The following is a 20,137-nucleotide window of genomic DNA, read 5'->3' on the forward strand; positions in this document are numbered from 1 at the left end:
GGGGAGACCTGACCAATGAATAGCATAACAATGCACTCATCCGGCGGCCGAGGCGTGCGCACGGCCAAGCTACTTGTCTTCGCTGCGGGCGTGATTCTGCTTGCCGAGCTGATCGGATCTTTCACGTTCAAGATTGGCCCGGGCAAGGTGGTTCTCCTGCCGATGATCTGGGCGCTTCTGCTCGGTGCGGCGATCGGGGTGATCAGTGCGCGATCGAGCAGCGCCGCGCGCCTCGACGTGAAAACGCAGTTTTACGCTGCGGCCATCCTGCAGCCTGCGTTGCTGCTCTTCATTGCAAAGCTTGGGTTGATGATTGGCAGTGCGTTACCCAAGCTCGCGTCCGCAGGCTGGGCGCTTGCCTTCCAGGAGTTGGGGCATTTTGTCGGCACGATCCTGCTTGGCTTGCCGCTCGCACTGCTGCTCGGAATCAAGCGCGAAGCCATCGGCGCCACCTTCTCGGTCGGCCGTGAGCCGAGTCTCGCCATCATCGGTGAGAAGTACGGGATGGACTCGGCCGAGGGGCGTGGCGTGCTGGCGGAGTATCTCACTGGAACCATCTTCGGCGCGGTCTTTATCGCGATATTCGCGGGCTTCGTCGCAAGTCTGAATATCTTCGACCCGCTCGCACTCGCGATGGGTTCGGGCGTGGGTTCGGGCAGCATGATGGCAGCGGCGTCGGGCGCTATCGCTGCGCAGCAGACGCCCGAGGTTGCCAAGTCGGTGCTGACGTTTGCGGCTGCGAGCAATCTGATCACGACGACGGTGGGCACGTACTTCACGTTGTTCATTTCGCTGCCGATGGCATTGTTCGGCTACCGCATTCTCGAGCCGCTGATTGGCCGTACGACCAGCGCATCGAACGCGTCCGAAGCGGCAGAAGCCAGCCGACCGAAACTCGGCGATGTGCAGACGGAAGCGCCGCATCTCAGCTATGGCGGCAAAGTGCTGGCATGGGTCGTCACCGCCGTGTTCGCACTGGTATGCGACTGGATGGCACACGGAACGACGCCGCTGGCAGGACTGCCCGGGATGTTGATCATGCTGCTTGCTGTCGTTGTTGGCGACGCGCTTTCCACGCTGACGGGACGCAAGATCCCCGCGGTGTGCTGGGTCTCGTTCGCAGCGATGTACGCGACGTCTCCCTGGTGCCCCTGGGGCGCACAGCTGGCCGATCTGAGCGCGCGGAACGATTTTCTTGGCGTGACCACGCCGATGCTGGCCTTCGCCGGTCTCTCGATTGCGAAGGACTTGCCCGCTTTCCGCCGACTGGGTTGGCGCATCGTGCTCGTCTCGTTCGTTGCCAACGCAGGCACGTTCCTCGGTGCGACCGTCGTCGCGCAACTGTTCCACATTTAGGCGGCTGGAACCGCCTGCGCAAACGCGGCGGTCCGGCAAACGCTACGGGTCTGTGCAATCGGACATCAATGTTGATTGCCAGAAAGACTATCTGATCAAGTGAATATGAACGCTATTGCCGAAATCCAGGCATTCTCAGAGGAGATGACTGCAGTCCGTCGTGACATCCACGCGCACCCGGAGCTGGGATACAACGTGAACAGGACGGCCGATCTCGTCGCCGGCAAGCTGGAGGAATGGGGCTTGCCGGTTGTCCGCGGAGTTGGCAAAACCGGCTTGGTTGCTACCCTGAAGCGTGGAAACAGCACTCGCGCGATTGGACTGCGCGCGGACATGGACGCGTTGCCCATGCGGGAAGCCAACCAGTTCGCGCATCGCTCCACCGTGCAGGGCGCAATGCATGCATGCGGGCACGACGGTCACACGACCATGCTGCTTGGCGCAGCAAAATATCTCGCGAAGTCGGGCGATTTCGACGGCACCGCGCATTTCATTTTTCAGCCTGCCGAGGAAGAAGGTGCGGGCGCGCAGGCGATGATCGACGACGGTCTGTTCGAGCGCTTTCCTGTCGATGCCGTTTTCGGCGTGCACAACTGGCCGGGCATTCCGGAGGGACACTTCGGCGTGCGTCCCGGCCCGATCATGGCATCGACAAGTCTCTTCAGGATTACGGTGACGGGCGCGGGATGCCACGGCGCGATGCCACATCTTGGTGAAGACCCGGTGTTTGCGGTGGCGCAGATTGTCAGCGCATTGCAGAGCATCCTGACCCGCAACAAGAATCCTCTCGATGCTGCAGCCTTGTCGGTGACACAGATTCACGCGGGTGAAGCGCAAAACGTCGTACCCACCGACGCCTGGCTGGGCGGCACCGTGCGCACGTTTTCGGAAGCGACGCTCGACCTCATTGAAAGTCGCGTGCGAGCCATCGTCTCGTCGATTGCGTCTGGCCTTGGCTGTCGCAGTGAGATCGAGTTCAGCCGGAACTATCCGCCGACCATCAACGACCCTGAACAAACAGCGCTGGCGGTCGAAGTCATGCGTGAAGTAGTCGGTGATCAGGCTGTCGACGCGGCGATTCAGCCCACGATGGCTGCCGAAGACTTTTCGTTCATGCTGCGAGCAAAACCGGGTTGCTACGCGTTCATCGGTAATGGCGGCGGCGACCATCGCATCGTGGGGCATGGAGCAGGGCCGTGCCTGTTGCACAACGCGAGTTACGATTTCAACGACCGCTTGCTTCCCGTGGGGTCGACGTACTTCGTGCGGCTCGTGGAGCGGTTTTTGAAGCGCCCTTGAACCCGTGCGATAGCAGGCGCTACAGGCTCTGAACGCAGAGCCTCGCCTCGCGAAGTCCGGCGCAACTTACTCGGACCTGAAAGAGTCGATCGCGCGCTCCAGGCGTGCCAACCCTTCGTCAAGACATTCGTACGGAATGTTGAGCGCCGGGGCGAATCGCAGGACGCTCGGACCCGCATTCAGAATCATGACGCCGTGTTCGAGCGCGGCCGTCATGATGTCTTTCGAGCGTCCCTGATACACGTCGCTCAACTCCGCGCCGATCAGCAATCCCACGCCCCGAAGCTCGCGGAACACGCCGGTGCGGGAATTGAGCGAGCGCAGGCTCGCAAGGATGTGAGCGCTACGCTCGCGAACACCGTCGAGAACTTGCGGGGTGTTGATGAGTTCGACAACTCGGTCCGCAACGGCGGTGGCCAACGGATTTCCGCCATACGTCGAGCCGTGCGTTCCAACGGAGAAGTGTTTGCCGATGTCCGTGGTGGTGAGCACCGCGCCGATCGGGAAACCGTTTCCAAGGGCTTTGGCTGTCGTGAGGATATCCGGCGTCACACCGACGTCCATGTACGCGAAGAGCGAACCGGTGCGACCGACGCCTGTCTGCACTTCGTCGAAGATGAGAAGCGCGTTGTGCCTGGTGCAGGCATCGCGCAGGCATCGCAGGAAGTCGGCCGTTGCCGGAATAACGCCACCTTCGCCCTGGACCGGCTCCACGATCACCGCGCAGGTCTGATCGTCAATGGCAGCCAGCGCTGCGTCGATATCGTTGAATCGGATATGCGAGATGTCGCCCGGTAGCGGGCCGAATCCGTCCGAGTATTTCTGCTGGCCGCCGACGCTGACGGTAAATAGCGTGCGCCCGTGGAAAGATTGCTCGAAGGAAATAATCCTGGTCTTGCTCGCCTCCGTTCCAAACCGGTCGATCGCCACGCGTCGGGCAAGCTTGAGCGCAGCCTCGTTTGCTTCTGCACCGGAATTCGCGAAAAAGGCGTTCTCCGCGAAGGTCGCCTCGGTCAGACGCAATGCAAGTTTGAGTGCGGGGATGTTCGTGAAGACGTTACTCACATGCCATAGCTGTTCAGCCTGTCTGGTGAGCGTTTCGACCAGCGCGGGATGCGCATGACCGAGAGCGCAAACGGCGATGCCGCTCGTCAGGTCCACGTAGTCCCGGCCCTCTTCGTCCCAGACGCGAGAGCCTTGCGCCCGCACGGGTATCACCCGTGCGGGCGCATAGACGGGGGCCATAACAGTATCGAACGTGTTGCGTGATGGATGTGGTGTGGTCACTGGAGGGCTTCGCTGCAACTGGATAGAGGAGTCGCGGAACAAGGGAGGCGTCGCTGGGGAGGCGGCTGACCCAGGAGTCCGACTGGTGTAGCAGGAGTGTGCCGGTACCAGGTCTGCTTGTGGCTAACTCAAAGTTGGAAACTTGTTCGAAAAAACCGAACGCAGTGTGAGGCGTCATGCGGTCTTTACGCGGGAGAGAGCAAGCCCCGAATGGCTGCGTTATTCGACCCTTGCGGCTAAACGCGCGAGTGCGGACCTTGTTCCCTGCCGCCCCACTTTTGATCGCCAATGGCAATACTAACGTGGCTTTCGAGGGCCACCGACTTTTGGCCAATATGCACTGCATTTCCGTCAACACGAGCTGAAAGAATGTCGTTGCTCGCGGCAGTAGTCGATGATTCCGACCAGTCGTAACGTGAGTGACGAGGATATATGAAGACGAAAGCGGCAATCGCATGGAAGGCAGGGGCACCGTTGACGATCGAAGAAGTCGACCTCGAAGGTCCGCGCGCGGGTGAAGTGCTGATCGAAGTGAAGGCAACGGGCATCTGCCACACCGACTACTACACGTTGTCGGGCGCCGATCCGGAAGGCATCTTCCCGGCGATCCTTGGCCATGAAGGCGCGGGCGTCGTCGTCGATACCGGTCCGGGCGTCGGCGCGCTGAAGAAGGGCGATCACGTGATTCCGCTCTACACGCCCGAGTGCCGCCAATGCAAGTTCTGTCTGTCGCGCAAGACGAACCTGTGTCAGGCGATCCGCTCGACGCAAGGCAAGGGTCTGATGCCCGATGCGACGTCGCGCTTCTCGCTCGACGGCAAGCCTTTGTTCCACTACATGGGCACGTCCACGTTCTCGAACTACATCGTCGTGCCGGAGATCGCGGTGGCGAAGATCCGCGAAGACGCACCGTTCGACAAGGTCTGCTACATCGGCTGCGGTGTGACGACAGGTGTCGGCGCTGTCGTCTATTCGGCCAAGGTCGAGGCGGGCGCGAATGTCGTCGTGTTCGGTCTGGGCGGCATCGGGCTGAATGTGATCCAGGGCGCCAAAATGGTCGGTGCTGACAAGATCATCGGTGTCGATATCAATCCGGGCCGCGTCGAACTCGCGAAGAAGTTCGGCATGACGCACTTCATCAACCCGAAGGAAGTCGAGAACGTCGTCGATCACATCGTGCAGCTGACGGATGGCGGCGCGGACTATTCGTTCGAATGCGTCGGTAATACGACGCTGATGCGCCAGGCGCTCGAATGTACGCACAAGGGCTGGGGCCAGTCGTTCATCATCGGCGTGGCGGCGGCGGGCGAGGAAATCAGCACGCGGCCGTTCCAGCTGGTCACGGGGCGTCAATGGAAGGGCTCGGCGTTCGGCGGCGCGCGCGGCCGCACCGATGTGCCGAAGATCGTCGACTGGTACATGGAAGGCAAGATCAACATCGACGATCTGATCACGCACCACCTGAAGCTCGACCAGATCAACGAAGGCTTCGATCTGATGAAGAAGGGCGAGTCGATCCGCTCGGTCGTCATCTACTAAAGGAGTCGCGCGATGCTCGAACTGATCGAATCGCATGCGTCGTTCGGCGGCACGCAGCGTATCTACAGGCATGAGTCGAAGGCGATCGGTTTGCCGATGCGCTTTTCGGTCTTCATGCCTGAAGCGGCGTCGCAGAAGAAGGTGCCGGCGCTGTTCTATCTGGCCGGATTGACGAGCACCGAAGAGACGTTTCCGATCAAGTCAGGCGCGCAACGCTTCGCCGCACAACACGGCATCGCGCTGATCGCGCCGGACACAAGTCCTCGCGTCGCGAACGTGCCCGGTGAGACGGATGCGTGGGACTTCGGCGTCGGCGCGGGTTTCTATGTCGACGCAACGCAGGCGCCGTGGTCGACGCACTACCGTATGTACTCGTACGTGCGGGACGAACTGCGCGAGACGGTCATCAACGAGTTGCCTGTCGATGGCGGGCGGCTCGGCATCTTCGGCCACTCGATGGGCGGCCACGGCGCGTTGATGCTCGCGCTGCGTAATCCGGACATCTATCGGTCGGTATCGGCGTTCGCGCCGATTGCTGCGCCGATGCGCTGTCCGTGGGGCGAGAAGGCGTTCAGCGGCTATCTGGGCGCGGATCGCGAAGCGTGGAAGCAGTACGACGCGAGCGAACTCGTCGGCAAGGCGACGCGCAAGTTTGCGGAGGGGATATTGGTCGATCAGGGTATGGCCGACCAGTTTCTGGCCCAGCAACTGAACCCTGACGTATTCGACGCCGCATGCAAGGCCGCCGGACAGCCGCTCACACTGCGCCGGCATGAAGGCTACGACCACGGCTATTTCTTCATCTCGACTTTGATCGAACACCACATCGAGCATCACGCCCGGATCTTAAGCAGCACCGGTCGAGCGTAGCGGCGCAAATCAATCGGTATTTCCCGACCGGGGCGAGTGGCATCCAGACCGCCAACCCCGCGGATAAATTCACGTCCCTTTATGGAGGCTATATGACAGCTTTTACCCACGTTACTGTCGGCACCAACGACCTCGAGAAGGCCCGCGCCTTCTACGACAATATTCTCGGCAAGATTGGATTGCAGCGGCTTGCGGACCTCGGTGACAACGGGTCGATCTGGGGAAAAGATTCCCCGTCGTTTTTCGTCCTGAAGCCTGCAAATGGACAGCCAGCAACGGTGGGTAACGGTGTCACAGTTTCGTTCGAGGCCCCCGACCGCGCGTCGATTCACTCCTTCTACGACTCAGCGCTGACAGAGGGCGCCGAAGACGAAGGGGCAGCAGGTCCCCGCGGTTGGGCACCCAATGCGTACGCAGCCTATGTACGTGATCTGGATGGAAACAAACTGGCTGTCTACTGCTTCAAACCGGAGTAACGGGTCAAGCCAGGCGAAAGTAGGCTTGTATGACCTCCTGGCGATCTGAGCGGCCGTCATGGGCCGCTGCAGGTGTGTGGCGGCAACTGGAAAGTGCTGCCCCGTAATGAGATCTGTATTAAACGAGACGTTCCTGCGCCTGATCGTGACCATGATCGACGCTAAAGCGTTCCCGGTATGCAAGCGGAGTGACGCCGAGCGCTTGCTGAAAAGCCTTTCTCATCGCTTCATATGTCTTGAAGCCACTCTTTGCGGCAACGGTTTTCGCTGGCAAGTTTCCCTCTTCCAGCATCCGTCGAGCCGCCTCGACTCGCGCGCGCGACAAAAAAGTCGTTGGTGTCGTGCCCGTTTCGCGTCTGAAACAGCGATTGAAGCTGCGTACGCTCATCGAGAGACGCTCTGCCATTTCCGACGGAGAAAGCTCATTTTGAATGTTGGAAAGAATCCAGTCCTGCACCTCCCTGATGCCGGGGTGATGCGTTGCCTGGCTGACGAGATGAGAGCTGAATTGTGACTGACCGCCAGGGCGCTTTAGATAGACAACTAGGTCTCTGGCGACATCGAGCGCAACGTCCAGACCGAAATCCTCCTCAACGAGCGCGAGTGCAAGGTCGATTCCAGCGGTGACGCCGGCCGATGTCCAGATGCTGCCCTCCCGAATGAAGATGCAGTCGGCATCGACACGCACCGCGGGATATTTTTCTTTCAGTGCATCTGCTACGGCCCAATGCGTCGTGGCCCGTTTCCCATCCAGGAGCCCCGCGGCAGCAAGAAAGAATGCGCCGGAACATAGCGCGGCTGTCCGTGCCATCCGGCCTGCCGCGGCTTCAACCCACTGCACGATTTCAGGCGCGTTGCCGACCGCGTCCTCGATCTTCCAGGCGCCAACAATGATCGCGGTGTGCGGCAACGACACTGTGTTGAGACTCTTTGCGGACGTGAGCGATACACCCGTGTCGGACTTGATTTCGCCGCGACGTATCGAAGCGAGCTTGACATCGTAACGCCCCGACAGGCCGCGACGTTCCAGATGGATATTCGCGTAAGTGAAAACGCTCAGAGAACCGATTGCCTCAAGTGCCTTGAAGCCGTCGTAAATGACGATGTCAACTGTCAAAAGCATACTTCCATCCTTCGCGCTTACCTGTCAAAACTCCGCACACGGGTGCGATCAGACGCTTACATCCAAAAACTGCTCGTCTATCCAATGAGACGCGCGGCAGTTCGGACCACCTCCTCGACGAACACATTGATCGCGGGGTGGTTGCGTTCACCGCGCCGAAACGCGACATAGATCTTTCGACGAACCTCCGGCCTCAGCTTGACCCATGCGACGCCGGCGGGCGGACGCACCAGCCTGAGCCCGGGGACAATCGACACGGAGCAGCCAGACGCCACCATCGCGCCGACCATTTCGAATCCACGGCATTTGGCGTTGATCCGGGGTTCGTATCCGGCGCGGCGGCATAGATTGGTAATGAAGTCGCCGAACACGCTCGACGTTGAATCGATCGCCCATGCTTCGTGCCTCAGGTCGGCCACGTTAAGCGACGGCTTCCTGCCTAGCGGATGATCCGCCGCGAGCGCCACCGACAGCACATCCTCAGCGAGCGGTACGACCCCGACACTTTCCTGCTTGTCGCCGACGACGATCGACAGGTCGTCGATCAGGGCAATGTCCGCTCGCCAGGATCGCAGCGCCGCAAGCCCGTCGACCGGCTCAAGCTCTTCCAGGATGATGTCGAGGCGTGGAAACACCTGCTGCAATGCCTTGACGGTGTCGGGCAGCACCGCCGACGCGACCGACGGAAATGCGGCGACACGCAATTCGCCCGCGATTTCGCGGCGCAGCACGGCAAGTTCAGAGCGGGCTTCGTCGAGTACGACCATGACCCGTTCCGCGTAGCCGACTAGCGCCTGCCCTGCGGCAGTAAGCCGGACACCGCGTCCGACGCGTTCCGTCAGCTTGACGCCAGCTTCTTCCTCCAGCTGGGCGATTTGCTGCGATACAGCTGACGGCGTCAGGAACAGTGCCTCCGCAGCCGCCGCTATCGTGCCACACCTCGCCAGTTCGAGCAGCGCTCGAAGACGGCCAACTTCCATGGTGTTTACCCCCTGGCGGAAAGCGATCAATTCAACAGAATCGCTAATGTATTACACAAAAAAAGATAAGTATACGTACGCATATTCACCGCCTACGATGGGTTCCATTGCAGCGAACGTGAGCACAAAACCGGATCGACGGTACATCCGCACGCTCGCGCTGCTGCCGCAAGAACCGGTCAGTTGAACCGCCGCCCATAGAGACATATCGATAAGGACTTCATCATGCTGGACGCTCGCCCCTGGGTTCCGCGCGATCCCGAGAACTACATCCAGTCGCTGGTGAGACGCTTTGCCTCCCAGAACCCCGATCAGAACGAGAGGGATCTGCTCGCATTCGTCGAAGAAAATCGCGTGATCCACGAGCGCGACTGCTTCAACCTCAACCCGGCGACCAATGCCATTAACCCGAAGGCAGAAGCATTGCTCGCGGCGGGCGTCGGTTCGCGCCCGTCGTTGGGTTACCCCGGCGACAAGTACGAAATGGGCCTGGAGGGTGTCGAGAAGATCGAAGTGCTCGCCGCGGAACTCGTAGCCCAGGTATTTGGCGCCCGCTATGCCGAGATCCGTGTTGCGTCAGGTGCGCTGGCGAATCTCTATGCGTATGTTGCAGCGGCAAAACCGGGCGATACGGTATTCGTGCCGCCTGCCACAGTCGGTGGCCACTTCAGTCACCACGCCAACGGTGCCGCCGGAATGTACGGCGTCAAGCCATATCTGATGGCACTCGATGCGAAGCGTTATACGGTGGATCTCAACGTGTTGCGCGAGGACGCGCTGCGGTTGCGCCCTAAGGTCATCACGCTGGGCCAGAGCCTTAACCTTTTTCCTCATCCGGTCGAAGAGGTGCGCGCGATTGCGGACGAAGTCGGCGCGGTGCTGCTCTATGACGCTGCGCACCTGTGCGGTCTGATCGCGGGGCACGCCTGGCAGCAGCCGCTCACGCAGGGTGCACATCTCATGACCATGAGCACCTACAAGAGCCTTGCTGGCACGGCGGGCGGATTGATCGTGACCAACGACGCGGAGATGGCGCACAAGCTCGACGCCATCGCCTATCCTGGCATGACAGCCAATTTCGACGCAGGCAAATCGGCGTCGATCGCGATGACAATGCTCGACTGGCAAGAGTTCGGTCGCTCCTATGCGGCCGAGATGGTGAAGAGCGCGAAGGCGCTTGCCACCGCACTTCTGGAAGAAGGTCTCCCCGTCTTTGCCCGTGACCGCGGCATGACGACGTCGCACCAGCTAGCGATCGAGGCGCACGAGTTCGGCGGAGGCCAAACGATGGCGAAGCTTCTCAGAAGGGCCAACATTCTCGCGTGTGGCATCGGTTTGCCGTTGCCGGAGATCGACGGTGACGTCAACGGCCTGCGCATGGGCACGCCGGAACTCGTGCGCTGGGGCATGCTCTCCGACGACATGCCGCGGCTCGCTGGCTTCATCGCTGACGTCCTGCTGCGCCGGAAGTCTCCTGAAGAGGTGGCACCCGCCGTGAGCGAGTATCGCCGGCAGTTCTCTCAACTGCACTATCTGCGTTGAACCGGGAACAGGAAAATGGCCGTCAGTGTTTTCGACCTGTTCAAGATCGGCATCGGACCATCGAGTTCGCACACGGTGGGTCCGATGAGAGCCGCGCGCGCCTTCGTGGACTCGCTTGCGCATTCCGGTCTGCTGGAGCGAGTGGCGCGCATTCACGCGAAACTATATGGGTCACTTGGTGCCACGGGGAAAGGGCACGGCAGCGACAAGGCGGTCCTGCTGGGGCTCAGTGGCTACGAGCCGGACACCGTCGACGTCGACCGGATACCTTCGATTCTGGAAGAGATTCGCGCGAGCCGTCGTTTGCAGCTAAGCGATTCGCGCGCAATCAACTTCGTGGAGCAGAGCGACGTGCAGTTCTTTCGGGAAGCGCTGCCACGTCATGCCAATGGAATGCACTTCGCAGCCTTCGATCGGGGGGGCGAGATGCTCCGGGAAGCGACGTGGTACTCCGTGGGTGGCGGCTTCATTGTCCGTGACGAGGTTGCGGCGGATGGCGCACAGCATAGGAAGATCGCACCTGATGCGACAGTACTGCCTTTCCCATTCCGCTCATGCGCCGAACTGCTGGAACTGACAAGGCGTCATGACACAACGATCGCAGATCTGATTCGCCTGAACGAGCTCCACTGGCGAACCGACGCAGAGATCGACGCCGGATTGCTCGAGATCTGGGACGTCATGCAAGGGTGCGTGGCCCGAGGGTGCCGTACTGAAGGGGTGCTCCCGGGCCCTTTCAAGGTGAAGCGTCGTGCTGCCGCGCTGGCACGCTCGCTAGGCACCTTCGAAGCGAGCCCTGCCGATCCACTGCGCATGCTGGATTGGGTCACGCTCTTTGCGCTTGCGGTCAATGAAGAGAATGCCGCGGGCGGGCGTGTGGTGACAGCGCCGACCAATGGTGCAGCTGGGATCATTCCCGCCGTGCTGCACTACTATTTTCGCGCGGTTCCTGGCGCCAGTGAACGTGGCGTGATCGACTTCCTCCTTACGGCTGCTGCCATCGGCATGCTGTACAAGGAGAACGCGTCGATCAGCGGGCCGAAGTCGGCTGTCAGGGAGAGGTCGGCGTGGCCTGCTCGATGGCTGCGGGCGCATTGTGCGCAGTGCTTGGCGGGCAGCCCGAACAGGTCGAGAACGCCGCCGAGATCGGGATGGAGCATCATCTTGGCCTGACGTGCGATCCCGTCGGTGGACTCGTGCAGATACCCTGCATCGAGCGCAATGCGGTTGCGTCGGTCACGGCGATCAACGCTGCGCGCATGGCGCTGCAGGGCGATGGCACGCACTACGTGAGCCTCGACAAGGTAATCAAGACAATGCGGGAAACGGGCGCCGACATGCTGACGAAGTACAAGGAGACGGCCAGAGGCGGTCTCGCGGTGAATATCGTCGAGTGTTGACGTGACGCGGACGGGCAACGGCGCACGGCATGAAACTGGCGTGTGACGTGTCGTACCATCCGCATTCGGTCAGGTATCCGTGTCATGAATATGATTCGGATGCCGAAATATAAATATGTTGCGAGACATTTATTGAAGGTTGGAGAACGGCAATGAAACTCTTGAAATCGATCATCGCATCAAGCAGTGCTGTCGTCGCACTTGCGTCGGGAGTCGCCCATGCACAGGAGGACACTGTGAAGCTGGGCTTTGCCGGACCACTGACGGGCCAGAATGCAAACCTGGGTAAGGACGTCGAACGCGGTGCGCGCATGGCGGTCGACGATCTGAATGCGAACCCACCCGTTATTGGCGGCAAGAAGGTCAAAATCGAACTGCAGGTCGAAGATGACGCAGGCGACCCCCGGCAGGCCACGCAGGTCGCCCAGCGGCTCGTCGACGCCGGTGTGAAGGGTGTCGTGGGCCATTTCAATTCAGGGGCGACGATCCCGGCGTCGAAGATCTACTTCGACAACCACATTCCCGAAATCTCCCAGTCGTCCACCAACCCCAAGTACACCCAGCAAGGCTTCGATACGGCGTTTCGTCTGGTGGCCAACGATGGTCAGCTGGGTGCGGTGCTCGGCAAATATGCCGTCCAGAAATGGAGCGCCAGGACGGTCGCGGTGATTGATGACCGTACCGCTTATGGTCAAGGAATCGCGGACGAATTCCTGAAGTCGGCTCAGGCGTCCGGCGCGAAGCTTGTCTCCCGTCAGTACACAACTGACAAGGCCACAGACTTCCGCGGTGTGCTGACGGCAGTCAAGGGGGAGAATCCGGACGTTGTGTTCTACGGTGGCATGGACGCGCAAGGCGGGCCCATGATCAAGCAGATGCAGCAACTCGGCATGCAGTCAAAGTTCATGGGCGGTGACGGCATCTGTACCGGTGAGTTACCGAGCCTGGCAGGTGCCGCGTTGCAGGGGCGCCAGGTTATCTGCGCGGAGGCGGGCGGTATCACGTCGGAATACGCCGCAGGTATGGAGGACTTCAGGAAGCGATTCAAGGCGAAATACGGTCAGGATGTCGTCATCTACGCGCCATACGCGTATGACGCAGTCATGATCCTCGTGGATGCGATGAAGCGCGCCGGTTCGTCTGATCCCACAAAGTATCTGGCCTATCTGAAGAAGACTGATTACAAGGGCGTGATTGGCGAGACGCGTTTCGATTCACGGGGCGATCTGCAGAACGCGACACTCACGCTCTATACCTTCAACGACGGGAAGCGCGAAAGTCTCGGCGTACAACACTGACCTGTTATCTGCTGCATCGCGATTCAGGATCGATGCGGCTTCCTCTCCTGTAAGAGGCGGTGCTTTGGCGTCCTTTCCTGTGCCCTATCCGTAGGCGAGGACGCTCTTTTTGCATGTTTTCACGACTGCGCCAATCAGAGTGTTTTTCTCGTCCGGGCTCGACGCGGGCCAGGCATGCATCAGCGCAATCCGTCGGAGCCTCCAGTATGGACATCTTTATTCAGCAGGTCCTAAACGGCCTGGTGCTTGGCAGCGTCTACGCCATCATCGCACTGGGCTACACGATGGTGTACGGCATTCTCGGCATCATCAACTTCGCGCATGGCGACGTGCTGATGGTGGGCGCGATGGTTGCGCTGTCCGCCATCGGCGTGTTGCAGAACCACTTCCCGGTCTTGGAAACGTGTCGACTCTGTGCATCTCGCTGGGCATCTCCGCGTGTGCCTGCGCAGCGGTGGGCTATACGATCGAGCGGGTTGCCTACCGGCCTTTGCGCCGCGCTCCGAAGCTCGCGCCCCTGATCACCGCTATCGGCGTGTCGATCCTGCTGCAGACGCTCGCGATGATGATCTGGTCACGCAACCCGATGTCCTTTCCCCAGTTGTTGCCGACCGATCCCATCAACGTAATCAAGGCCACAAAGACGACGGCTGGTGCGGTCATTTCCATGACGGAGATCGTGATCATCGTAGCGGCCGTACTCGTGATGGGAGGGTTGCTGCTGCTCGTGCACAAGACAAAGCTTGGGCGCGCAATGCGCGCGATTGCGGAGAATCCTGGAAACGCATCGTTAATGGGCGCGAATCCGAACTTTGTGATCTCGGCGACATTCATGATCGGCTCGGCGCTGGCTGCGCTGGCGGGCGTGATGATCGCGTCGGAATACGGCAACGCACACTTCTATATGGGATTCATCCCCGGCCTCAAGGCGTTCACAGCGGCCGTGCTTGGTGGGATCGGCAACCTCGGTGGCGCGATGGCGGGCGGCGTTCTGCTCGGGTTGATTGAACAGCTCGGTGCCGGCTATATCGGAAAGGTTACCAATGATGTCTTTGGCAGCAACTACCAGGACGTATTTGCGTTCATCGTGCTGATTATCGTGCTGGTGTTCCGTCCATCCGGACTTCTGGGCGAGCGTGTTGCCGACCGCGCGTGACGAGGAGACGTACATGACATCGATTCAACAAATTGAACCTTCGACGCCCCTTATCGCGGAGCGTCATCCGGCCAGGACGGTGACGGTTGGCCTGCTGACCGCTGTGTTCGTGATCCTCGCGCCGTTCGTCATCGGCACCGCTGGCGGCAACTACTGGGTCCGCGTTCTGGACTTCGCGATGCTGTATGTGATGCTCGCGCTGGGCCTGAACGTAGTGGTCGGCTTCGCCGGCCTGCTGGACCTGGGCTACATCGCGTTCTACGCGGTGGGCGCGTACACGGCCGCATTGTTGAGTTCGCCGCACCTGTCGTCGCAATTCGAATGGATCGCGCATCTCGCGCCGGGCGGGCTGCACGTGCCGTTCTGGATCATCGTGCCGTGCGCAATGGCAGTCGCTGCGTTCTTCGGCGTGATTCTCGGTGCGCCGACGCTGCGTCTGCGTGGCGACTACCTTGCCATTGTGACGTTGGGCTTCGGGGAAATCGTCCGGATCTTCCTGAACAACCTCGATCGTCCGGCCAACATCACCAACGGTCCGAAGGGCATCACGGGCATCGACCCGATCCACGTCGGCGACTTCAGTCTCTCGCAGACGCACTCGCTGTTCGGCCTGACGTTCCCGTCGGTGTACGCGTACTACTACGTGTTCGTGCTGTGCGCGCTGTTCGTGATCTGGGTCTGTACGCGTCTGCAGCACTCGCGCATCGGCCGTGCATGGGCCGCCATCCGCGAAGACGAAATTGCCGCGAAGGCGATGGGCATCAACACCCGTGACGTGAAGCTGCTTGCGTTCGCGATGGGCGCGTCGTTTGGCGGCCTGTCGGGCTCGATGTTCGGCATGTTCCAGGGCTTCGTGTCGCCGGAATCGTTCACGCTGCCGGAATCGATCGTCGTGCTGGCGGCCGTGGTGCTGGGCGGCATGGGCCACATTCCGGGCGTGATTCTCGGCGCGGTGCTGCTCGCCGTGCTGCCGGAATTCCTGCGCTCGACGATGGGTCCGCTGCAACACCTGATCTTCGGTCACGAAGTCGTCGACACGGAGGTGATCCGTCAGCTCGTCTACGCACTCGCGATGGTGCTGATCATGCTGTACCGCTCGGAAGGCCTGTGGCCGTCACCGAAGCACGAGGACAAGATCGCGAAGATTGCCAAGCGCAGCAACAAGAAGCCGGTGCGTGCTTAAGGACAGGGAGCAGAGAACATGAGTGACAAGCAAATCCGTCTGTCCGTGAAGGGCGTGAACAAGCGCTTCGGCGGTCTGCAGGCGCTGTCGGATGTCGGCCTTCAGATCGAGGAAGGCACGATTTACGGTCTGATCGGCCCGAACGGCGCTGGCAAGACCACGTTCTTCAACGTGATTACTGGTCTCTACACGCCGGACTCGGGCGAGTTCAAGCTCGACGGCACGCCGTACACGCCGACGGCTGTGTATCAGGTGGCGAAGGCGGGCATTGCGCGGACGTTCCAGAACATCCGTCTGTTCGGCGACATGACTGCGCTGGAAAACGTGATGGTCGGCCGTCACGTGCGTACGAAGCACGGTCTGCTGGGCGCTGTGTTCCAGACGCCGGCTGAGCGCAAGGAAGAGCGCGAGATCAAAGAACGCGCGCTGGAACTGCTCGAATACGTCGGCGTGCTGCAGTACGCGGGCTACACGTCGCGCAACCTGTCGTATGGCCACCAGCGCCGTCTGGAAATCGCCCGCGCACTGGCGACCGATCCGAAGCTGCTCGCACTGGACGAACCGGCTGCCGGCATGAACGCAACGGAGAAGGTCGAACTGACGAAACTGCTCGACAAGATCCGCGCGGACGGCAAGACGATCCTGCTGATCGAGCACGACGTGAAACTGGTGATGGGCCTGTGCAACCGGATGACAGTGCTCGACTATGGCAAGGTGATCGCTGAAGGTCTGCCGCATGACGTGCAGAAGGACCCGAAGGTGATCGAGGCTTATCTGGGTGCGGGGGTCCACTGATGGCTACGGCAATGTTGAAAATCAAGGGCCTGCAGGTCAACTACGGCGGCATTCAGGCTGTCAAGGGTGTTGACCTGGAGATCGCGCAGGGCGAACTCGTCACGCTGATCGGCGCCAATGGCGCGGGCAAGACGACGACCATGAAGGCTATTACGGGCCTGAAGCCTTATTCGGCTGGTGATATCGAGTACATGGGCCAGTCGATCAAGGGCGTGCCGCCGCATGAGCTTTTGAAGCGCGGCCTCGCGATGGTGCCGGAAGGGCGCGGGATCTTCGCGCGCATGTCGATCGTCGAGAACATGCAGATGGGTGCTTATCTGCGCAGCGATACGGAAGGGATCAAGAAGGACGTCGACAGGATGTTTGGGTTCTTTCCGCGTCTGAAGGAGCGTGCGACGCAGCTCGCCGGTACGCTGTCCGGCGGTGAACAGCAGATGCTGGCGATGGCGCGTGCCGTGATCTCGAAGCCGAAGCTGCTGCTGCTCGACGAGCCGTCGATGGGTCTGTCGCCGATCATGGTCGAGAAGATCTTCGAAGTCGTGCGCGAGATTTCGAAGGAAGGCATCACCGTGATGCTCGTTGAGCAGAATGCTCGGCTTGCGTTGCAGGCCGCGGATCGCGGGTATGTGATGGATTCCGGCACTGTCACCATGTCTGGCGACGCCAAGCAGATGCTTGATGATCCGAAGGTGCGGGCTGCATATCTCGGGGAGTGACGCGAAGGGGCACCGGGAGCCTCTTGAGCACGGCGACGAAAATGTCTGTCCGTTGTACCTCCAGAAGCCGCCTTTCCTGAGATAAGGACATGAGCGGCTGTTGAGGGTCGGCAAGGAGCATTCGACTTTCTCGACAGCGGCCATTCGCGGCCGACGAATTTGACCGATCTGTTTCGGTCTTCGAAACGGCATTTGTGCGTAATGACACAGCAATGCCACAAACAGACGGGAAACGCACCAGACGGGCCCTAGTATCTCGTTTCAAACCCAGTGCAACCGGGGCGTTGGGCTCCGGGTCTTAAAGACGTTTCGTATCTTAAGCGTGTGGTCGACGGTGTGCCCAACTCTCGCCCACAATCCAGGCGGACCGCCCGGAAACCCTTGTAAAACCGTAATAGTCCCGGTCTTGACCGGCGCGAGACTACTCCTTAAAAAGCATAGGGTTAGGGCGATTTTCGGGTGAGCTGATTGGACTCCTCATCCGGTGATCCGTCAACTCCACACTTCAATTCAGCGAACTGCGGCATCGCTGAGACCGTTGCTACATAAGGCGATCCGCCTGAGTTACCCGTCTGCGACGACTGTGCCCAGATTATCCGGAGTCGCGAACGGGCAGTGGGCGGGAATCGGGCCGGTGAATCGCCAGCGGTAGCTCTGCAGTGCGATATTTCGGCCGGTGAGGACGGGCAACGGTTGGCGCTTTGGGGCCATCCCGACGGGAACAGCAAAGCATTACTCGATCTATCGATTGAAACGCGTATCGGACTGACCGGCGCAATTTGCGACTACCAATGCGACGGATAGTCGGAGGGAGATACGGGGAATTTCTGGCGTTCGTTTGTCTCGTGAATTATTCGCCCCCGATTCGTTTAATTTCGTCAGAGGTTTGTCGCGTGAAATGAGAAGTCACGATGGAAAAAATATTTTTCCGATTTCTCTTGACGTCGCGTGTCGGGTGGCTCAGAATTCGCCTCCCTCGTTGCTGAGGACGCGAAAAAGCAAGGCGCTTCCCGCGAATGTTCTTTAACAATCAACAGCCGATAAGTGTGGGTGCTCGATGGCGAGCGCGCGGTGATCTTCGGGTCACTGATAGCGAAAGTAATCGAGTCTCACACGGAAGTAATTGAGGAAGGTTCGAGAAATCGAAACTTTCGTCAGTGATTTTGAGTGAGCGACCGGGTTCGAAAGAGCCCGAAAAACAGTAACAGGTTTGAACTGAAGAGTTTGATCCTGGCTCAGATTGAACGCTGGCGGCATGCCTTACACATGCAAGTCGAACGGCAGCACGGGAGCAATCCTGGTGGCGAGTGGCGAACGGGTGAGTAATACATCGGAACGTGTCCTGGAGTGGGGGATAGCCCGGCGAAAGCCGGATTAATACCGCATACGCTCTGTGGAGGAAAGCGGGGGATCTTCGGACCTCGCGCTCAAGGGGCGGCCGATGGCAGATTAGCTAGTTGGTGGGGTAAAGGCCTACCAAGGCGACGATCTGTAGCTGGTCTGAGAGGACGACCAGCCACACTGGGACTGAGACACGGCCCAGACTCCTACGGGAGGCAGCAGTGGGGAATTTTGGACAATGGGGGCAACCCTGATCCAGCAATGCCGCGTGTGTGAAGAAGGCCTTCGGGTTGTAAAGCACTTTTGTCCGGAAAGAAAACCGCTTCTCTAATACAGAGGCGGGATGACGGTACCGGAAGAATAAGCACCGGCTAACTACGTGCCAGCAGCCGCGGTAATACGTAGGGTGCAAGCGTTAATCGGAATTACTGGGCGTAAAGCGTGCGCAGGCGGTTCGCTAAGACCGATGTGAAATCCCCGGGCTTAACCTGGGAACTGCATTGGTGACTGGCGGGCTAGAGTATGGCAGAGGGGGGTAGAATTCCACGTGTAGCAGTGAAATGCGTAGAGATGTGGAGGAATACCGATGGCGAAGGCAGCCCCCTGGGCCAATACTGACGCTCATGCACGAAAGCGTGGGGAGCAAACAGGATTAGATACCCTGGTAGTCCACGCCCTAAACGATGTCAACTAGTTGTCGGGTCTTCATTGACTTGGTAACGAAGCTAACGCGTGAAGTTGACCGCCTGGGGAGTACGGTCGCAAGATTAAAACTCAAAGGAATTGACGGGGACCCGCACAAGCGGTGGATGATGTGGATTAATTCGATGCAACGCGAAAAACCTTACCTACCCTTGACATGTACGGAATCCTGCTGAGAGGTGGGAGTGCCCGAAAGGGAGCCGTAACACAGGTGCTGCATGGCTGTCGTCAGCTCGTGTCGTGAGATGTTGGGTTAAGTCCCGCAACGAGCGCAACCCTTGTCCCTAGTTGCTACGCAAGAGCACTCTAGGGAGACTGCCGGTGACAAACCGGAGGAAGGTGGGGATGACGTCAAGTCCTCATGGCCCTTATGGGTAGGGCTTCACACGTCATACAATGGTCGGAACAGAGGGTTGCCAAGCCGCGAGGTGGAGCCAATCCCAGAAAACCGATCGTAGTCCGGATCGCAGTCTGCAACTCGACTGCGTGAAGCTGGAATCGCTAGTAATCGCGGATCAGCATGCCGCGGTGAATACGTTCCCGGGTCTTGTACACACCGCCCGTCACACCATGGGAGTGGGTTTTACCAGAAGTGGCTAGTCTAACCGCAAGGAGGACGGTCACCACGGTAGGATTCATGACTGGGGTGAAGTCGTAACAAGGTAGCCGTATCGGAAGGTGCGGCTGGATCACCTCCTTTCCAGAGCTTCGCGCTTCACAAGTTGAGCGCTCACACTTGTCGGCTGTTAATTGAAGACAGGCTCAGGGGTCTGTAGCTCAGTCGGTTAGAGCACCGTCTTGATAAGGCGGGGGTCGATGGTTCGAATCCATCCAGACCCACCAGCGTCTTGTCTGCGGTGGCTGATCGCAAACCCCCTGTGTACTGTGTGACTGGGGGATTAGCTCAGCTGGGAGAGCACCTGCTTTGCAAGCAGGGGGTCGTCGGTTCGATCCCGTCATCCTCCACCAATCCTCAATGCCTAGCGTTCAGTGCGAACCGAGTGCTATGCATTGGCGATTGAGCCAGTCAGCGAATGATGTAAGGCATAGCGCTTTATATCGGCTGTCGTTCTT

13 protein-coding genes, 2 tRNA genes, 1 rRNA gene and 2 pseudogenes are annotated in these 20,137 nt (G+C 59.8%); 15 read left to right on the forward strand and 3 right to left on the reverse strand.

Annotated features, from left to right (window positions below; translation table 11 throughout):
- Positions 1-15 precede the first annotated feature (15 nt).
- Both H1204_RS42690 and H1204_RS42695 read left to right on the forward strand, forming a co-directional pair.
- Entirely contained in the window at positions 16-1,356 is a 1,341-nt protein-coding gene (locus H1204_RS42690) for a DUF3100 domain-containing protein (protein ID WP_180736107.1), read from the forward strand.
- Positions 1,357-1,461: 105 nt separating this feature from the next.
- Positions 1,462-2,655, forward strand: a complete 1,194-nt coding sequence (locus H1204_RS42695; protein ID WP_180736108.1) for a M20 aminoacylase family protein — start codon at positions 1,462-1,464, stop codon at positions 2,653-2,655.
- A gap of 66 nt (positions 2,656-2,721) precedes the next feature.
- Here the strand turns inward: H1204_RS42695 and H1204_RS42700 are convergent, their stop codons facing one another.
- A complete protein-coding gene (locus tag H1204_RS42700) occupies positions 2,722-3,942 on the reverse strand; it encodes an aspartate aminotransferase family protein (protein WP_180736109.1) in 1,221 nt (406 codons plus the stop codon).
- A 432-nt stretch (positions 3,943-4,374) separates the two neighbouring features.
- Here H1204_RS42700 and H1204_RS42705 point away from each other — a divergent pair, with 432 nt between their 5' ends.
- The 3 genes from H1204_RS42705 to H1204_RS42715 all read left to right on the forward strand — a co-directional run bounded on the left by H1204_RS42705 (position 4,375) and on the right by H1204_RS42715 (position 6,827).
- Positions 4,375-5,481 carry an S-(hydroxymethyl)glutathione dehydrogenase/class III alcohol dehydrogenase gene (locus tag H1204_RS42705; RefSeq protein ID WP_180736110.1) on the forward strand — a complete coding sequence of 369 codons (1,107 nt, stop codon included), beginning with the start codon at positions 4,375-4,377 and terminating at the stop codon, positions 5,479-5,481.
- Between the two features lie 12 nt (positions 5,482-5,493).
- Positions 5,494-6,351, forward strand: a complete 858-nt coding sequence (fghA, locus tag H1204_RS42710; protein ID WP_180736111.1) for an S-formylglutathione hydrolase — start codon at positions 5,494-5,496, stop codon at positions 6,349-6,351.
- 92 nt (positions 6,352-6,443) lie between these two features.
- Positions 6,444-6,827, forward strand: a complete 384-nt coding sequence (locus tag H1204_RS42715) for a VOC family protein (protein WP_180736112.1) — start codon at positions 6,444-6,446, stop codon at positions 6,825-6,827.
- 118 nt (positions 6,828-6,945) lie between these two features.
- Here the strand turns inward: H1204_RS42715 and H1204_RS42720 are convergent, their stop codons facing one another.
- Positions 6,946-7,950, reverse strand: coding sequence for a GlxA family transcriptional regulator (locus H1204_RS42720; RefSeq protein ID WP_180736113.1), 1,005 nt, complete (start codon positions 7,948-7,950; stop codon positions 6,946-6,948).
- Between the two features lie 77 nt (positions 7,951-8,027).
- Positions 8,028-8,930, reverse strand: a complete 903-nt coding sequence (locus tag H1204_RS42725; protein ID WP_180736114.1) for a LysR family transcriptional regulator — start codon at positions 8,928-8,930, stop codon at positions 8,028-8,030.
- Between the two features lie 225 nt (positions 8,931-9,155).
- On the opposite strand from H1204_RS42725, the gene H1204_RS42730 reads away from it, so the two are divergent.
- From H1204_RS42730 to H1204_RS42775, 10 genes and pseudogenes are all read left to right on the forward strand, one after another.
- Positions 9,156-10,472, forward strand: a complete 1,317-nt coding sequence (locus tag H1204_RS42730) for an aminotransferase class I/II-fold pyridoxal phosphate-dependent enzyme (RefSeq protein ID WP_180736115.1) — start codon at positions 9,156-9,158, stop codon at positions 10,470-10,472.
- Positions 10,473-10,487: 15 nt separating this feature from the next.
- Positions 10,488-11,872, forward strand: a pseudogene (locus H1204_RS42735) (L-serine ammonia-lyase).
- A 152-nt stretch (positions 11,873-12,024) separates the two neighbouring features.
- Entirely contained in the window at positions 12,025-13,170 is a 1,146-nt protein-coding gene (locus tag H1204_RS42740; RefSeq protein ID WP_180736116.1) for a branched-chain amino acid ABC transporter substrate-binding protein, read from the forward strand.
- A gap of 206 nt (positions 13,171-13,376) precedes the next feature.
- Positions 13,377-14,326, forward strand: a pseudogene (locus tag H1204_RS42745) (branched-chain amino acid ABC transporter permease).
- Between the two features lie 13 nt (positions 14,327-14,339).
- Positions 14,340-15,509: an ABC transporter ATP-binding protein gene (locus H1204_RS42750; RefSeq protein WP_180736117.1), complete on the forward strand. Its 1,170-nt coding sequence runs from the start codon at positions 14,340-14,342 to the stop codon at positions 15,507-15,509.
- A gap of 18 nt (positions 15,510-15,527) precedes the next feature.
- Positions 15,528-16,304: an ABC transporter ATP-binding protein gene (locus H1204_RS42755; RefSeq protein ID WP_180736118.1), complete on the forward strand. Its 777-nt coding sequence runs from the start codon at positions 15,528-15,530 to the stop codon at positions 16,302-16,304.
- Positions 16,304-17,020, forward strand: a complete 717-nt coding sequence (locus tag H1204_RS42760) for an ABC transporter ATP-binding protein (protein ID WP_180736119.1) — start codon at positions 16,304-16,306, stop codon at positions 17,018-17,020. Before H1204_RS42755 ends, H1204_RS42760 begins: the two co-directional genes overlap by 1 nt.
- A 1,212-nt stretch (positions 17,021-18,232) precedes the next feature.
- Positions 18,233-19,763, forward strand: a 16S ribosomal RNA gene (locus tag H1204_RS42765).
- Between the two features lie 66 nt (positions 19,764-19,829).
- A tRNA-Ile gene (locus H1204_RS42770) sits at positions 19,830-19,906 on the forward strand.
- A 50-nt stretch (positions 19,907-19,956) separates the two neighbouring features.
- Positions 19,957-20,032: transfer RNA gene (locus H1204_RS42775), tRNA-Ala, on the forward strand.
- The last annotated feature ends 105 nt before the right edge of the window (positions 20,033-20,137 follow it).

The sequence above is a fragment of the Paraburkholderia sp. PGU19 genome (assembly GCF_013426915.1).
In the GTDB taxonomy this organism is placed as follows: Bacteria; Pseudomonadota; Gammaproteobacteria; order Burkholderiales; family Burkholderiaceae; genus Paraburkholderia.

Excerpts from the sequence above, each read along its gene's own strand:
- H1204_RS42690 (WP_180736107.1), top strand. The coding sequence starts at position 16 with ATGAATAGCATAACAATGCACTCATCCGGCGGCCGAGGCGTGCGCACG.
- H1204_RS42695 (WP_180736108.1), top strand. The coding sequence starts at position 1,462 with ATGAACGCTATTGCCGAAATCCAGGCATTCTCAGAGGAGATGACTGCA.
- H1204_RS42705 (WP_180736110.1), top strand. The coding sequence starts at position 4,375 with ATGAAGACGAAAGCGGCAATCGCATGGAAGGCAGGGGCACCGTTGACG.
- fghA (WP_180736111.1), top strand. The coding sequence starts at position 5,494 with ATGCTCGAACTGATCGAATCGCATGCGTCGTTCGGCGGCACGCAGCGT.
- H1204_RS42715 (WP_180736112.1), top strand. The coding sequence starts at position 6,444 with ATGACAGCTTTTACCCACGTTACTGTCGGCACCAACGACCTCGAGAAG.
- H1204_RS42720 (WP_180736113.1), bottom strand. The coding sequence starts at position 7,950 with ATGCTTTTGACAGTTGACATCGTCATTTACGACGGCTTCAAGGCACTT.
- H1204_RS42725 (WP_180736114.1), bottom strand. The coding sequence starts at position 8,930 with ATGGAAGTTGGCCGTCTTCGAGCGCTGCTCGAACTGGCGAGGTGTGGC.
- H1204_RS42730 (WP_180736115.1), top strand. The coding sequence starts at position 9,156 with ATGCTGGACGCTCGCCCCTGGGTTCCGCGCGATCCCGAGAACTACATC.
- H1204_RS42740 (WP_180736116.1), top strand. The coding sequence starts at position 12,025 with ATGAAACTCTTGAAATCGATCATCGCATCAAGCAGTGCTGTCGTCGCA.
- H1204_RS42750 (WP_180736117.1), top strand. The coding sequence starts at position 14,340 with ATGACATCGATTCAACAAATTGAACCTTCGACGCCCCTTATCGCGGAG.
- H1204_RS42755 (WP_180736118.1), top strand. The coding sequence starts at position 15,528 with ATGAGTGACAAGCAAATCCGTCTGTCCGTGAAGGGCGTGAACAAGCGC.
- H1204_RS42760 (WP_180736119.1), top strand. The coding sequence starts at position 16,304 with ATGGCTACGGCAATGTTGAAAATCAAGGGCCTGCAGGTCAACTACGGC.